This window comes from Anoxynatronum sibiricum (assembly GCF_039414295.1).
Classification (GTDB): domain Bacteria; phylum Bacillota; class Clostridia; order Peptostreptococcales; family Tindalliaceae; genus Anoxynatronum; species Anoxynatronum sibiricum.
Genome location: NZ_JBCITM010000009.1, coordinates 65,371 through 81,091, shown reverse-complemented (window position 1 = coordinate 81,091; position 15,721 = coordinate 65,371). Strand labels below are relative to the sequence as shown.

Here is a 15,721-nt window from a genome sequence, read left to right as displayed (position 1 = left end):
AGGTGATGGAATGACCATTGATGAAACCATGCTGCAAATTCAGCGGCAGCAGCAGCTTCAGGAAAACAGCCGCATTCACCAGGGGGCATCTGGTGCAACGGCAGGAACCCCCGAGGAACAGGAAAAGCTTCGGGAAGCCTGTCGCGAGTTTGAGGCCATCTTCCTGAATATCATGCTGAAGCAAATGCGCAATGGGGTGGAAGAAGGCGGGCTTGTGGAAAAATCCCACGCCAGGGGCATTTTTGAAGAAATGCATGATGAAGAACTGGCCAAGTCCATGGCTCAGGGCCGGGGCATCGGCCTGGCGCAGCAACTGTACCAGCAACTGACAGCCGTGACCGTGGCACCCGTCAAAAAAGACTCCTGATGATTTTTCAGGAGTTTTTATTTTGCCCGCAAAAGTGAGTGGAACAGCACTCCCTGTGGTAGAATAAGACCATAGAGATGAAAGATGGGAGGCGTCAGTATGGATCAATCCACACGAAAGCGATACGAGTTATGGTTAACCAGCCCCGCCATTGACCAAGCCACCCGACGGGAACTGGAAGCCATTGAAGGTGATGAAAAAGAAATTGAAGACCGTTTTTTTCAAGAGCTCACCTTTGGCACCGGTGGTCTTCGGGGCATTCTGGGTGCCGGCACCAACCGGATGAATGTCTACATGGTACGCAAGGCTGCCCAGGGACTGGCCAATTACATTCTCCAGCACGGAGAATCCGCCGCCCGGCGCGGGGTGGTCATCGCCCACGACTGCCGGCACATGTCCCGGGAGTTCTGCCTGGAGGCAGCCTGCGTTTTGGCGGCCAATCATATCACCGCCTATATTTTTGACGACCTGCGCCCCACGCCTCAGTTATCCTTTGCGGTTCGAAACCGTGATGCCATTGCCGGTATCGTGGTTACGGCCAGTCATAATCCGCCGGAGTACAACGGATTCAAGGTATACTGGGAAGACGGCGCCCAAGTGTCCACGGCCATTGCCGATGCCATTACAGCGGCCATTCAGGCCATCGATGGCTTCGAGGCTGTGAAAGTAATCCCACAAGCTGAAGCACGGCAATCGGGTCGGCTTCAGGAGCTGGATGCCTCGATGGATGAAGCTTATTTGGAAGCGGTTCTCAGCCAGAGTCTTCGTCAGGACGCAGTGCAACAGGTGGCAGATACTTTTCAGGTAGTGTATACTCCCCTTCATGGCACAGGCGCCAAACTGGTGCCGGAAGCCTTGAAACGGGCCGGGTTTCGCCGGGTGTTGGTAGAACCTTCCCAAGCGGTGCCTGATCCGGATTTTTCCACGGTGAAATCGCCCAACCCTGAAGAAAAAGCCGCCTTCCAGCTGGCCATCCGCCTGGCGGAAAAAGAGGGAGCCGATCTGATCATTGGTACCGACCCTGACGGTGACCGGGTGGGCGCGTTGGTGAAAGACCGGGAGGGGAACTATGTGGTACTCACCGGCAACCAGACAGGCGCCCTGCTGGTGGATTATATCATCCGCACCCGCCGGGAAAAGGACATGCTGCCGGCAAACAGCCTGGTGGTGAAAACCATCGTTACCAGCGAAATGGGAGCTGTTATTGCCAAAGCCCAGGGGGCCTCAATGGAAAACACCCTGACAGGGTTCAAATACATCGGTGACCGCATCAAACATTATGAAACCACCGGTGAAAAGCAGTTTCTTTTTGGATATGAAGAAAGTTACGGGTATCTCTCCGGCACCTATGCCCGGGATAAGGATGCGGTGGTGGCTGCCCTGCTCATCGCTGAAATGGCGGCGGTGTACGCGGTGGAAGGGCTCAGTCTTTATGAAGGACTGCTCCGGCTCTATGATACCTACGGCTATTTTATGGAAGACCTGGTTTCCATCACCCTCAAGGGGAAGGAAGGCATGGAAAAAATCGATGCCATCATGAACCGGTTTCGCCAGAATCCCCCGGGTTCCCTTGGAGGTACTTCTGTGACAGCGGTGGAAGACTATGAAAACATGGCAGGGTTCCCCTCGGCCAACGTGATTAAAATGATTCTGGGAGAAGCGGGATGGGTGGCGCTTCGACCTTCGGGCACCGAGCCCAAACTGAAGATTTATGCTGGTGTCTGCACCGGCAGTCTGGAAGCTTCCCGACAGCAGCTGGACACCTGGATGGCCGCCATGAACCAGCTGGTCAAATGAGGTGATTCAGCAGGTTTAAGTGCTTCAGATCCACCAAACGAACCATCAATATGACGATTGAATGTCACGAATGTGACAATTATTACAGTTGTGTTAAGGACCCATAACAAACCACCATTTATTAAAAAGAAGTGCTATACTGAGTTTAGTGATCGACCGACGATCATCATCCCCCTTTGTTTCAATAGGGCCTTCTCTTAATGGAAGGCCTGTTGTCTTTTTTGTTATTTTTTGTTATGATAGCAACCATCAACCAGTGAGTTGACCGACGGCAGACCCGCCAGACTCATCTGAGATGACACACTGGCTGTGGCACAGGTGCCACAGTAATTCTGGAGGCGCAAACCCGATGAATGACGCATTTTTCAGTCTGCTCAACCAAATCCTGGTACTCTTTTTCATGATGGCCGCCGGTTATGCCGCCAGAAAAGCCCAGGTATTGAACCAGGAAACCATCAAAGGGATCAGCCTGCTTATTTTACAAGTAACACTACCGTCGCTGATTGTCAGTTCCATGCAGTTTCCCTTCAGCATGGAGCTGCTGCACACCAGCCTGATAATTGTGGGCATTTCCATTGTGACTTATGGGGTCATCATTCTTTTTTCGCGGCTGTATGTACGCCTGGTCAAGGAGGAAGGCCCCAGAGGTGACGTGCTTCAGTTTTTACTTGTCTTTTCCAATGTGGCCTTTATGGGATTCCCCATTGTTTCTGTGTTGTATGGCGATCTGGGTATTTTTTACACCGCCCTGTTCAACATCCCTTTTAATCTGTTGTTGGTGACCCTTGGTGTGGCCATTATGTCCCGCAGTACCGGCCAGAGCAGCGGTCAAATGAACTTCAAAAAAGCCTTTCGAAGCCCGGGGGTCATTGCTGTCCTGCTGGGATTCACTTTTTTTGTGCTGCCGGTGAGTATTCCCGGTCCGCTGCTGGAAAGTTTACAGTTGATCGGGGGAACCACCACGCCCCTCTCCATGATGATCATTGGCGGAATGCTGGCAGATATTCCCTTTCGGTCGGTATTTGGTGACCGGGCGCTTTATCAGGCGACTGTGGTGCGATTGCTGCTCATGCCCCTGATGATGTATCTACCCCTTCGATTTCTGGGATTCACGGGAATTATGCTGGGAATTCCGGTCATTATCATTGCCATGCCGGTGGCAGCCAATGCTGGTGCTTTCGCCCGGCTCTACGATTCCGACTACTACTTTGCCTCAAAGGCAGTGTTTCTCACTACACTGTGCTCCATTCTCACCATTCCCCTCTGGGCATTGTTTCTTTAGACCGATGGCGAGAGAGGGTTGACAGGCGGAAATCCGCTAATCAGCCGGTGTTTCACTGATGGAAGGAACAGATGTTGCGACACTTATTTTGATGAAACTGATGTTGAAAAACAAGGAGGAGGATTCCATGAAAAAAGGCTTGTTGAGCTCCAGACTGAGGCGCTGTTTTGCCGGGTTGCTGGTATTGGTGATGGTACTGTCTTCCCTGGTGACGGCAGCGGCATCTGATGTGACCATGACGCAGGATGACATTGAAACAGTGATTGAAGAAGTGGCCCGGCGCAAAAACATTCCGCCGGTAATCCTGAAGGCCATCGCCTGGAAAGAGAGCCGCAAAACCCAGTTTACAAGTGGGGGTGCCCCTTTTGTCTCCCGGGGAAACCGGGGAATCATGCAGATTAATCAAATTCATACAGGCTTTGATGCCGAACTGATTCTGTATGATGTGGAATACAACATCGAAGCAGGTGCAGACATTTTATTGTCAAAATGGCTGGATCCCCGAACACCGGTGGTGGGCAACCGGGACCCAAACGTGCTGGAGCACTGGTACTTTGCTCTCTGGGCTTACAACGGCTGGTTATCCCGCAACAATCCCAATCTTCATGGAGAGAAGACTTATCAGGACAGCCTCTATGATCTGATACGCACCCGTTACGGGCAGGAAGTTTCCACCGTGGATTGGAGTCATATTCCAGCCAGTGGATTACCCCCGGCAGACCTTCATTTGCCGGAACCGGCGGTTACCCATGAAGGCGGCATTCTGTTCTTTCAGCCCGAAGACCGGGCGCTGGCAGACGCTCGTCAGGAACTGTATGTGCTGGATGGACCCGGCGGCGATGTGCGGTTTACAGTTACCAGGGGTACAGAACTGGTGATTGCCGGTGAAGCACAACTGGCAGACGGGCTTTACTGGTATCGGGTGAATCATCCTGCATCCGGTCAAGTCGGCTGGGTGGCGGCCATTTACCTGAAACCGGCTTTTGTACATGAAGAGGCGACAGATGATGCTCTGTGGAGCCTGTTACTGGAGCCGGAAATGCCTGAACCGCTTCATGATGAAAGTGATCCATTTGGTGAAGCGGACACAGACCATACAGCTGGTGAAGCTGGTGAAGCTGTACTGGAAATTCAAGCCGTTGAAGCGGCGGATACTGTTCAAAGCACTGAAAATGGAGCCTCTGAAAATGGAACTTCTGAAGAACAGGATGACCCCGAGGTTGCAGAAGCGGCGTTGATGAGTTTGACGGAAACCGAGCAGGAAAAAGCGCCAGTGTCAGATAATGGGTTTCATTTTATCGACATGACAGACCACCCTGCCCGTGAAGCAGTGGAAACACTGGCTGCGCTTGGTGTGGTGAGCACCAGCAGTGCAGAATTCCGCCCACACCAGACCATCAGCCGCCAGGAAATCGCTCTGATGCTTCATCGATATTTCCGGCTGGGTGATGCCGGGTTAAACCAGGAGGCGCTGTATCAGCAGTTAGCGGCCTATGAAGACGGGACGGCTGTGGACGCCTGGGCTCAGGATGCCATGGCTCGGGCTGCGGCACTGCGTATCATCACCGGGTATCCCGACGGCACCATTCGTCCCCACGAAGCTGCTACCCGGGAACAGGGAGTGGTGATGGTGGTAAAGGCCATGGAAGATCAGGTGCTGTCGGATCAGCGTTGTGCCAGCGACTACTTTGAAGACGGCAACAGCATTCATGCCTGGGCATTGCCCTCTGTTAACACATTACTGAAAAGTGGTATTTTTGAAGGCTTGGATCACACCGCCTTTCATCCCCAGCAGGAAATGACCCGGGTGGAACTGGCAGTGGTGCTCTACCGCCTACATCAGGCAGCATTATGGGAATAACCGGAAAATAATCGTTGACAAAGCTGTGGGGCAATGCTATACTTTTTTCGTTCAACGACTTGGAAAAAGGGCCTATAGCCCATAACTGCATACCGAAAATCTTGATGTAGACCTTATCAAGAGCGACTGAGGGACAGGCCCGATGAAGTCCGGCAACCATAACCGCTGGTGTATGGTGCTAATTCCTGCAGAACGAAGGTTCTGGAAGATGAGGAGAACGGCGCAGGCCGGAGCGTGAAAGCCTCTTCTTTTTGAAGGGGCTTTTTGATTTATTGAGTTGTGGCAATGCCAGTACCAGCTGATCCATTGGCTGGAGTGACGCACTCGGAAGAAAGAAACGAAAAGAAGAAAACACGAGGAGGAACAATCATGAACAAGCGACTATTTACGTCGGAATCGGTTACAGAAGGACATCCTGATAAAATTTGCGATCAGATTTCCGATGCCATTCTGGACGCAATCCTTGAAAAAGACCCTGCCGGCCGAGTGGCCTGCGAAACCATGGTGACGACGGGAATGGTGATGGTGGCGGGAGAAATCACCACCAGCTGTTATGTGGATATTCCCAAAATTGCCCGGCAGACCATCCGGGAAATTGGCTACACCCGCGCCAAGTACGGTTTTGACTGCGACACCTGCGCTGTGTTGACAGCGATTGATGAACAGTCAGCCGATATTGCCATGGGGGTTGATGAAGCCCTTGAGCATAAATCAGGAGAAATGGAAGATACGCTGGAAGCCATCGGTGCCGGTGACCAGGGAATCATGTTTGGCTTTGCCTGCGACGAAACCCCTGAGTTGATGCCCCTGCCCATTTCACTGGCTCACCAGCTGTCTCGGCGCCTGTCAGAAGTGCGCAAAAACGGCATGCTTACCTATCTGCGGCCTGATGGCAAAACCCAGGTGACGGTGGCCTATGAGGACGACAAACCGGTACGGGTGGACACCATTGTCATTTCCACCCAGCACAGCCCCAACGTAAAGCGGGAAACCATTGAAAAAGACTTGATTGAACATGTGATCAAACCCATCGTTCCCGGCGGTTTCATCGATGAGAACACCCGGTATCTGGTGAATCCCACCGGTCGTTTCGTAGTGGGTGGTCCTCAGGGTGATGCAGGTGTCACCGGTCGCAAAATCATTGTGGACACCTATGGCGGCTACTCCCGCCATGGTGGTGGAGCCTTCTCCGGTAAAGATCCAACAAAGGTAGATCGATCTGCCGCTTATGCTGCCCGCTATGTGGCCAAAAACATTGTGGCTGCAGGTCTGGCAAAGCGGTGCGAAGTGGGCCTGGCCTACGCCATTGGTGTGGCCCGTCCAGTATCCATTCTGGTGGACACCTTCGGTACCGGCACTGTGGGTGACGATGTGCTGGTGAATCTCATCAACAAGCACTTTGATCTGCGCCCTGCGGCCATTATCCGCGATCTCGACCTGCGCAAGCCCATTTACCGGCAAATTGCTGCCTATGGGCACTTTGGCCGAACAGATGTGGCGCTTTCCTGGGAAAAAACAGACAAAGTGGCAGCACTTAAAAAAGATGCTGCTGCTGAGTAACACACCAGCTCCATCAACGTCAGTTTTGATCATCACAAGAGTTGGGCGTTTCGCTATATTTTTATGCGTCAACCTGAATCACAGTTTGCCTGACGACAGACTGTGATTCTTTTTTGTCGAATAAGGCTGGTTTAAGTCTCTGGTCCCGGGGGTATGATTCCATCGATATCATTCGAACATTCACAAGGAGGCATTTCAATGCTGAACAACTTTAACATGCGCTCAAAAATGCTGATTATTTTTGTCGTCACCGGGCTGATTCCCATGCTCATCATTGCCGCGGTGGCCTATCAGCAATCCAGCAGTACCCTTCAGAAAGAAATCTATCTTCAAATGGAACAGTTTGGAGAACTAACCGAGCTCCAGTTTGAAGATTATTTCAGAGAAAAGGAAGTTTACGGAGACGTGCTGGCGAACCTGCCACTGGTGATCAATGCCCTGCAGGTCCATCAATCCACCGATCTGGAGCCTGAGGAGCAGGCAGCAGCCTGGCAGGAAGCCTTTATTGGTTTGGACGGTCTGATGACCGATAATCTACAGCGGTTTCGCCTGGGAGGCTTGTTTGTCACCGATGCCCAGGGCAATTCCTTTTATGCCACTGAACCTTTCAGAGCATCCCTTGAAGGGGTTGATCTCAGCAGCCGGGATTACATACAGGCCTCCATGGGGGGGCGGCAGAACTGGTCGCAGCTGTTTTACTCCGATGTGATTGATGACTACACCATTGTGTTGTCGACGCCCCTGCAGGACCCCCAAACCAACAGGATCATTGGCGCTGTGAACGCACTGATCCCCCTGCCGGCCATCGAAGACATCCTTCACAGCAACATTCATTTGATCGGTGAAACGGGAGATTCCTATCTGGTTGACGCTTCGGGAATGCTGGTTACCAACACCATGCGGGGAGAGTTTGCCCAGAATGCCGCTTTTGTGCGGACGATTCAAACAGACGCCACCAGGCGGCTGGGGGAGGCGCTGGCCGGTGGCGACACTGGTTACAGCGGAGTGGGCAGGTACAATGACTACCTGGGTCAGGGCGTGCTGGGCAGCTACAAGGTGGCTGTGCTTGGTTCCACAGAGGTGGGGATGATCATTGAACTCGATCAGGCGGAAGCAATGGCACCTCTGCAGCGCCTGGTAACCCTGCTGGGTATTCTGGCGGCGGTGGTGGCTGCCATCAGTGTGTTGCTGGCCCTTTACGCCGCCAAAATCATGGCAGACCCCATGAGGGAAATTTCCCAGGCGATTCAACGGGTGGCCAGTTACGATTTCACCATTGCCGAAGATGACCCCCTCCATTTATATGAAAAGCGCAAAGATGAAGTTGGACAAATGGCAACCGGACTAAAAAGCACCCTGGCGACCCTGCGCACCATCATGGGAAAAATCACCGGACAGGCCACGACCATCGGCCAGTCAGCCAGCCAGCTGCTTGATATCGCCAACGACATGGCTGCCGGCAGCGAAGAAATGAGTGCTAAAACCGGCGTGGTGAGTGCCGCCACCGAACAGATCAATGCCAGCATCGGGAGCACCACTGAAGCCACGATGGAAACCAGCCAGAGCATTCAAACCATTGCCTCGGCTGTTGAAGAGATGTCGGCAAACATTCGCAATCTGGCATCGGCTTCTGAAGAAACTTCTGCAGAAGTGAATAATGTGACACAGCTTATCGAAGGCGTCACCGTCGAGATTGATGAAGTCAGCAGTTCAGCCCAGGATGTAAACGAGTCTGTCAACAGTGTGGCCATTGCTGTCAAGGAGATCAATCAGTCATTATCTGAAGTGAGTCATAACTGCGAAAAATCCATGCATATCAGCGACGATGCCGGACGTAAGGCTGCCGACACCAGCAAAGTCATCGAAAAATTAAACCAGTCATCCAAGGCCATTAATAAAATAGTAGGAGTCATCAACGATATCGCAGATCAAACCAACATGCTGGCCCTCAACGCTGCCATTGAAGCGGCAGGAGCAGGTGAAGCCGGCAAGGGATTTGCTGTGGTGGCCAACGAAGTGAAAGAATTGGCTAAACAAACGGCAGAAGCCACCGACGAAATAGGACAGCAGATCGCCTCCATGCAGCAGGATATGGGCAATGCCGTCAGCTCGGTGAAGCTGATCACCGATGTCATCACCCAGGTGCAGGAAATTACCAATGCCATTGCAGCGGCGGTGACCCAGCAAAGTGCCACCACCGGCGAGATTTCCGACACCATTGTGGTGGCAGCGGAAAGGGTGAGTCAGATCACTTCCCGCATCGAAAATATCAGCAGTAATGCTGCTCAGGTGCTCCGCAGCTCCACAGAGGCATCCAAGGGTGTCAACGAAATTGCCCGCTCTTCCTCAGAGCTTTCAGAAGCCTCTGATGAAGTGGCCAGAAGCAGTGAAGCCGCCTCTGAACAGATGACAGATCTGGGACGCTCCACCAGCGAAATTGCCCAGGGAGCACAGGAAATCGGCAATAACATCTTTGAAATTGACGGCGCTGCCGCCGATACCGCCAAGGGTGCCACCGAAACCAGTCAGTCAGCCCAAGACCTGGCAGGCATTGCCCAGGAACTGAATGACATTATGAGTCAGTTTAAAATATAAAGAAGGGTTCATTCCCTGATTTCATCACTTTGCCAAAACCTTCGGGCAGCGCCATCATCGGCGCTGCCCGTTTTTTCCCTATCACTTATTCCCTGCCCTTCCCCTATTCACTCTTCCTGATCACTTATTCCCTGCCCTCCTGTGCTATAATGATAGCAGTAATCACTCGGGGGGCATACCATGATTCAGCGGGAAGGAAAACTAGTGGAAACCATCTTTCATAACGAAGCCAATGGCTACCGGGTATGCCTGCTGGAATGCGACGAAGAAATGCTGACAGTGGTGGGGGTGCTGCCGGGGATCAATGACGGTGACCGCCTGCGCATCACCGGAAAAATGACAGTGCACCCCCGATATGGGGAACAGCTTCAGGCAGACACTTGGGAACCCCTGATGCCCCAAACCCTGGAAGGAATCATGGAATACCTGGCCTCTGGCTTGTTGCCGGGAATCGGAGAAAAAATGGCCCGTCGTTTGGCAGAAGCCTTTGGAATGGAAGTTTTTGAGGTGATGGAGCACCATCCCCAGCGGCTTCAGGAAGTCAAGGGCATTGGTGCCCGACGGTGGCCGGAGATTGCTGCCGCCTTTAAAGAGCATAATGCACTGCGAAGCTTTTTGGTCTGGATGGGGCAAAGGGGCATCGACGCCCGCTTGTCCATGAAGATATACCAAGCTTTTGGAGAACCGGCCAGAGACATGCTGCAGGAAAATCCCTATCAGTTGCTGGAAGTCCTGCCAGAAATAGGATTTGTGAAAATGGATGCAGTGGCTCGCACCCTGGGAATTGATACAGAAGATCCCCGTCGGGTGGAAAGTGGTCTGCTGGCAGTGCTTCAGGCATCTCAGGGCGAAGGCCACACCTGCCTGCCCCGTGAACTGCTGGTGGAACAAAGCCGGGAGTTCCTGCAGACGGGGGAACGCGTGGTGCTGGAGGCCATTCAGTCCCTGGCGTTGGACCAGGTACTTCAGGTGACCCGGCTGGAGGACGGCGCCGAGAGGATCTACCTGATGAACGCTTATACGGCAGAAACAGAAGTGGCCAAAAGACTGGCAACCCTGGCAGTTTCTGCACCACCCCCGGCACCCCGGGGGCTGACAGACAGACTGGAGCGATTGCAGCAGACCCAGGGTATCAGGCTGGCTGCCGCTCAACTGGCTGGTATTGAAAAAGTGTTTTCCCACCGGGTGCTGGTGATCACCGGTGGGCCGGGAACGGGGAAAACAACCCTTATCAACACCCTGATCCAGTTGCTGGAAGAGGAAGAACTGGGCTACTTGCTGGCTGCCCCCACGGGCCGGGCGGCGAAACGCATGACAGATACCTCCCGCCGGGAAGCCAAAACCCTGCACCGCCTCCTGGAAGTCTCTTATTCAGAGGAAACCCAGGAGCATTTCTTCAACCGGGATGAAGACAATCCACTGGAGACAGATGTGGTCATCGTCGATGAAGTTTCCATGGTGGATATTTACATGATGCAGCACCTGTTGAAAGCCATCGGACCCGCCACCACCCTGGTGATGACCGGCGATGCAGACCAGCTCCCCTCAGTGGGGCCTGGGTCGGTACTGAAAGACATGGCTGCCAGCGGACTGCTTCCCCGCATCCACTTAACTGAAATCTTCCGGCAGGCGCAGGAAAGCCACATTGTGGTCAATGCCCACCGCATCAACCAGGGAGAAATGCCCCTGCTCAACACCCGGGAAAAGGACTTTTTCTTCATGGCCTCCCACAGCCCACGGGAAGCGCTGGCCACCATCAGTGAGCTGCTGATGGAGCGTCTCCCCAATTACCGGGGCTTTGATCCCCAGCGGGACATACAGGTGCTCACACCCACCAAGAAAGGGTATACAGGCACCCGGCAACTAAATGAGCATCTGCAGCAGGTGATGAATCCCCCGGCACCCCACCGAAAAGAGAAAAATCATGGAGACAAGGTCTTTCGTGAAGGCGACCGGGTGATGCAAATTCGCAACAACTACAGCCTGGAATGGCGGCGGGTGGTGGAAGACACTGCCACAGGCCGTATCAAAACCATGGGTCAGGAAGAAGGAAACCGGGGCGTCTTCAACGGCGATCTGGGAAGAATCCATCAGATTGATTCTCAAAGAGAGTTGTTCACCATTCTCTTTGATGACCAGCGGCTGGCAGAATATCCTTTCGCCCTGCTGGATGAACTGGAACCCGCCTGGGCCATCACAGTGCACAAAAGCCAGGGATCGGAGTTTCCTGTGGTGATTTTGCCGCTGTTTCCTGCCCCCTGGGTGTTGATGACCCGTAACCTGCTGTATACCGCCATCACCAGAGCCCGTGTGTTGGTGGTGCTCATTGGCAGTCGGGCGGTACTCCACCGCATGGTGGAAAACAACCGGATTCAATACCGCCATAGTTGTCTGGGCAGTCGGCTGGCCCAAGTGGCCCTGTTCCATGAAACTCCTGATTAAGCAACAAAGGTGTGAAGGAGGTGTCTGTAGTGGTCCCATTGCCTGAACCGTCTGGTGCCCTGCAAAAGCCCCGCTGGTTTTCCAGAGCCGGGCAAATGATGTCAACAGTACTGGACTTTATCTATCCGCCCCTGCATCCCTGCCCGGGATGCGGCTTGCCCGACGTTTATCAGAAACCGGAAACCATCGGCTTGTGCGATGCCTGTTATGCTGCTTTTCCCTGGACAGAACCCCATCAGCTTCCGCCAAAGGTGTGGATTCCTGCCCATTATGAAACCAGTGCCCGCAAACTGGTCACCTGCCTGAAATATCATGATGCGCAGTATCTGGTGCCCCTCATGGCAGCAGCCATGGCGGCACAGATCCGGGAAAGGCTGAAAGAAGCTGATGCAACGGAAGGTGTTTCGGGAGAAGACTGGGTCATTCTTCCGGTGCCCCTTCATCGACAGCGTCAGCGCAAACGTGGATATAACCAGTCAGACCTACTTGCCAGACACTTGGCATTCGTGTTAGAATTTTCATATGAATCAGCGGGACTGAAGCGATGCCGCCCCACAGCACCCCTATACCGTCTGAGCCGGGCTGAACGACAGCAGGCGTTGGCGGGAAGCATGGTCCTGAACCCTGAAGCCGTTCCAAAGCTGAGAGGAAAACAGCTGCTGCTGGTGGATGACATCTATACCACCGGGGCCACCATTAACGCCTGTGAACAGGCACTCCAGGCAGCGAATCCGGCAATGGTGACAGTGGCAGCCTTTGCCCTGGCTGATCTGGACAGCCACCGGGTATAGCTGTGGGAGTGTGGGAACAAGGACTGATTTCGAAGAGGAAAGGGGCCAATTGCCATGAGTAATAGCTTGATCAATTGTACCAAGTGCGGCCGTGCATTTATGGAAGACGGGAATCCATTGTGCAGACGTTGCCGTACCGATGCCGATGACGATTACAAAGTTGTGAAGGAATATGTGTATGACAACCCGGGAGCAACCATTTTGGAAGTGCATGAGGCCACGGGAGTCAATGAAAAACAAATTTTGATTTATCTTCGGGAAGGCCGGTTGGAAATTGTGGACGAAAACAATTTTGTACTGGACTGCCAGCGCTGCAGTGTGCCCATTCGGTCGGGCAAGTATTGTGAGCAGTGTGCCCACGAAATGGCCACAGAACTCCGTTCGGCCATCACACCCAAAAAGAAGGAACCTGAGGCAGCAAAGAAGACAGAAAAGAGCCAACGCATGTATGTGGATGTGAGCCGCCGCAGAAGATAATGGGCAGTTGCGGCAAGTGGCCAGGAAATCTTACGGCAAAACCTCATAAAGATGCTAAAGTCACACCTCTTTTTTCCGATAGTCTTTATAGAGATGAAACGGAAAGGAGAGGTGTTCTTTATGAAGATTCAGCATCACCCACACATTATCCAGGCCATGCAGGTCTATCAGAAAAACCGGCCCGGTGCTGTCCGCCAGACTGGCGAAGCTTCTTCCGTTCAGGATAAAATCGAGCTTTCTGAAAAAGCGAAGGAATTTCAGACAGCCATGAAGGCGTATCAGAAGCTTCCGGAGGTGCGGGAAGACCGCATTGCTGAAGTGAAGACAAAAATGGCCCAGGGCCAAATGGCGACCCCGGAAGAAGTGGCCGCCAAAATGATTCAGGATTCCAACCGAAGCAGCCTGTTCTAAAGACGGTTGACTGGTGACCAGAGGTGATGGAATGAACCGATCCATTGAACAGCTGAAAGTGGCTCTCAGACAGGAACAAAAACTGTATGAGGCACTCCTTCACCTGGCTGAGGCAAAATCCCGCCTGGTGATTCAGAATAACGTGCAGGAACTGGAAAAACTAACGGAACAGGAACGGCAGTTCATCCGCGAAATGAGTCGCTTTGAACAGATCCGTCAGTCTTTGCTGGCCCATTTTGCCCAAGAGAAGGAGCTCGAAGAGGCACCCCAAAACCTTTCCGGCCTTCTTCTTTTTTTGGAAGAAAACGACCGCCGCGAGCTGCAAGACCTTCAGGAGCAACTGGGGCTGCTCATCACCCAGGTGGGGGAGAAAAACCAGCTGAATCAAACACTGATTCAGCAAGGGCTGGATTTTATCCAGTTGAATATGGAACTCTTTACCCGCTCCGAAAGCACCACATCACCCTACGACCGAAAAGCAGATGAAGAGAAGAAGCAAAAGAAACAGCTTTTTGATGCCAAGTTTTAACGGTATCTGACGAGTGAAGGAGTGACAACCATGCGATCAACCTTTCTGGGATTCAACACAGCCCGTTCAGGCCTTTTTGCTGCTCAGCGGGCACTGGACATCACCGGGCATAATATTTCCAATGTGAATACCCCGGGCTATACCCGGCAGCGGCTGGAGCAGACCCAGTCCAACCCGTTGTCCATCATGGGCGGCAGAGGCATGCTGGGAACCGGTGTTGATATGGTGGCAGTGAAACAGCTGCGCAATGAGTTTCTTGATTTTCGATACCGGGATGAAGCCAACAGCCTGGCTTTTTGGCAAACCCGTCAAAACGGGCTGGCCTTTGTGGAAGCCATGTTCAACGAACCCTCCAAAACAGGCATCAACACCGTGGTCGATCAGTTCTTTTCAGCCCTTCAAGAGTTGAGCAAAGAACAAAATGCTGACGAACTCACCCACCGGGCCCTGGTGTTGGATCGGGCAGTAGGTGTCACCACCACCATTTCCCATTTGTATGACCAGATGGAGAAAATGGTGGTGGATCTGAATTTTGATGTTCAGAATACCGTTACCACTGTCAACGCCCTGTCTGACCAGATTGCCCGCCTGAATAAGCAGATCTACATGTTTGAAGCTGATGGCAGCAACGCCAATGACCTTCGCGATCAGCGCAACCTGCTCATCGACCAGCTTTCCGAATATGTCAAGGTGGATATTGTCGAAGTGTCAGATACCAACGACCCTTCCGGAAAACTGAATCTTCCCAAGAAGATGGTGCTGCAAATCAACGGGCAGCCCATGGTCTATCACGACCGCTCCTATCATTTGGATGCCTCCACCAAAGAAAAGAGCCCCTTCTTTGAAGAGCTGGGGGTCGATTTGGAAATCAACAAGCTGCAGTGGGCAGACGGCAGTTATATCAACCCCAACAGCCTGCAGGGAGAACTGCGGGGCCTGCTGGATCTCCGGGATGGAGCGACTGCCACCAATAAAGGCCTGCCTTACTACATTAGCAAGCTCAACGAGTTTGCCCGCACCTTTGCCAAAGAAATGAATGAAGTGGCCAAAACCGGTTACGGCCTCAAGGGTGAAGTGCTGGATGGCATCGGCGATCCCGATGGCACCTATGGGGCCGGGTACCTGCTGTTCAGCGCTTTTGGAAGAGCCTCAGAGGAAATGTATGATGGAAACGGTAATATCCAGCATCACCTGATCACGGCCAAAAACATCGGTGTTTCCCTTGACATGCAGGATCTCAATAAAATTCCTGCGTCTGCCACCATCGACCTGTTACCTGGTGACGCCAGTGTCATTATGGACATGCTGGCGCTGCGCAATAAAAACAGCATGTTTGCCGAAGGAAAGCCGGAGGACTTCATGAAATCCCTGGTGGCCAACCTGGGGGTTGACCTTCAGGAAGCCATGCGCAATACGGCGAACCAGCAGGTGCTTACTGAGCAGATTGACAATGAGCGTACCCGGTACTCCGGTGTTTCAACAGACGAAGAGCTGGCCAATATGGTCCGCTTTCAACACGCCTACAATGCCTCCGCCCGCATGATCACCACCATGGATGAAATGCTGGATGTGGTCATTAACCGGTTGGGTTTAGTGGGTAGATAAGGAG

The 15,721-nt window shown here is 52.9% G+C and carries 12 protein-coding genes and 1 riboswitch; all 12 genes read left to right on the top strand.

Annotated features, from left to right (window positions below; all coding sequences use genetic code 11):
• The first annotated feature begins 10 nt into the window (after positions 1–10).
• Positions 11–367 carry a rod-binding protein gene (locus AAIG11_RS10170; RefSeq protein WP_343186143.1) on the top strand — a complete coding sequence of 119 codons (357 nt, stop codon included), beginning with the start codon at positions 11–13 and terminating at the stop codon, positions 365–367.
• A gap of 99 nt (positions 368–466) precedes the next feature.
• On the top strand, positions 467–2,164 hold the full coding sequence (locus tag AAIG11_RS10165; RefSeq protein ID WP_343186142.1) for a phospho-sugar mutase: 1,698 nt from the start codon (positions 467–469) through the stop codon (positions 2,162–2,164).
• Positions 2,165–2,513: 349 nt separating this feature from the next.
• Complete coding sequence (locus AAIG11_RS10160; RefSeq protein ID WP_343186141.1) at positions 2,514–3,446, top strand: AEC family transporter; 933 nt, start codon at positions 2,514–2,516, stop codon at positions 3,444–3,446.
• A gap of 127 nt (positions 3,447–3,573) precedes the next feature.
• Positions 3,574–5,307: an S-layer homology domain-containing protein gene (locus AAIG11_RS10155; RefSeq protein ID WP_343186140.1), complete on the top strand. Its 1,734-nt coding sequence runs from the start codon at positions 3,574–3,576 to the stop codon at positions 5,305–5,307.
• Between the two features lie 110 nt (positions 5,308–5,417).
• A riboswitch (SAM riboswitch) is annotated at positions 5,418–5,522 on the top strand.
• A gap of 154 nt (positions 5,523–5,676) precedes the next feature.
• A complete protein-coding gene (gene metK / locus AAIG11_RS10150) occupies positions 5,677–6,867 on the top strand; it encodes a methionine adenosyltransferase (protein ID WP_343186139.1) in 1,191 nt (396 codons plus the stop codon).
• 198 nt (positions 6,868–7,065) lie between these two features.
• Complete coding sequence (locus AAIG11_RS10145) at positions 7,066–9,462, top strand: methyl-accepting chemotaxis protein (protein WP_343186138.1); 2,397 nt, start codon at positions 7,066–7,068, stop codon at positions 9,460–9,462.
• A gap of 180 nt (positions 9,463–9,642) precedes the next feature.
• Positions 9,643–11,904: an SF1B family DNA helicase RecD2 gene (gene recD2 / locus AAIG11_RS10140; RefSeq protein ID WP_343186137.1), complete on the top strand. Its 2,262-nt coding sequence runs from the start codon at positions 9,643–9,645 to the stop codon at positions 11,902–11,904.
• 29 nt (positions 11,905–11,933) lie between these two features.
• Positions 11,934–12,695, top strand: a complete 762-nt coding sequence (locus AAIG11_RS10135; protein ID WP_343186136.1) for a ComF family protein — start codon at positions 11,934–11,936, stop codon at positions 12,693–12,695.
• Positions 12,696–12,749: 54 nt separating this feature from the next.
• On the top strand, positions 12,750–13,172 hold the full coding sequence (locus AAIG11_RS10130) for a TIGR03826 family flagellar region protein (protein ID WP_343186135.1): 423 nt from the start codon (positions 12,750–12,752) through the stop codon (positions 13,170–13,172).
• A gap of 120 nt (positions 13,173–13,292) precedes the next feature.
• Entirely contained in the window at positions 13,293–13,583 is a 291-nt protein-coding gene (locus AAIG11_RS10125; protein WP_343186134.1) for a flagellar biosynthesis anti-sigma factor FlgM, read from the top strand.
• A gap of 31 nt (positions 13,584–13,614) precedes the next feature.
• Positions 13,615–14,112 (top strand): flagellar protein FlgN, encoded by a 498-nt coding sequence (locus AAIG11_RS10120; protein ID WP_343186133.1) that lies wholly within the window; start codon positions 13,615–13,617, stop codon positions 14,110–14,112.
• Between the two features lie 30 nt (positions 14,113–14,142).
• Entirely contained in the window at positions 14,143–15,717 is a 1,575-nt protein-coding gene (gene flgK, locus AAIG11_RS10115; protein WP_343186132.1) for a flagellar hook-associated protein FlgK, read from the top strand.
• The last annotated feature ends 4 nt before the right edge of the window (positions 15,718–15,721 follow it).

Excerpts from the sequence above, each read along its gene's own strand:
- AAIG11_RS10170 (WP_343186143.1), top strand. The coding sequence starts at position 11 with ATGACCATTGATGAAACCATGCTGCAAATTCAGCGGCAGCAGCAGCTT.
- AAIG11_RS10165 (WP_343186142.1), top strand. The coding sequence starts at position 467 with ATGGATCAATCCACACGAAAGCGATACGAGTTATGGTTAACCAGCCCC.
- AAIG11_RS10160 (WP_343186141.1), top strand. The coding sequence starts at position 2,514 with ATGAATGACGCATTTTTCAGTCTGCTCAACCAAATCCTGGTACTCTTT.
- AAIG11_RS10155 (WP_343186140.1), top strand. The coding sequence starts at position 3,574 with ATGAAAAAAGGCTTGTTGAGCTCCAGACTGAGGCGCTGTTTTGCCGGG.
- metK (WP_343186139.1), top strand. The coding sequence starts at position 5,677 with ATGAACAAGCGACTATTTACGTCGGAATCGGTTACAGAAGGACATCCT.
- AAIG11_RS10145 (WP_343186138.1), top strand. The coding sequence starts at position 7,066 with ATGCTGAACAACTTTAACATGCGCTCAAAAATGCTGATTATTTTTGTC.
- recD2 (WP_343186137.1), top strand. The coding sequence starts at position 9,643 with ATGATTCAGCGGGAAGGAAAACTAGTGGAAACCATCTTTCATAACGAA.
- AAIG11_RS10130 (WP_343186135.1), top strand. The coding sequence starts at position 12,750 with ATGAGTAATAGCTTGATCAATTGTACCAAGTGCGGCCGTGCATTTATG.
- AAIG11_RS10125 (WP_343186134.1), top strand. The coding sequence starts at position 13,293 with ATGAAGATTCAGCATCACCCACACATTATCCAGGCCATGCAGGTCTAT.
- AAIG11_RS10120 (WP_343186133.1), top strand. The coding sequence starts at position 13,615 with ATGAACCGATCCATTGAACAGCTGAAAGTGGCTCTCAGACAGGAACAA.
- flgK (WP_343186132.1), top strand. The coding sequence starts at position 14,143 with ATGCGATCAACCTTTCTGGGATTCAACACAGCCCGTTCAGGCCTTTTT.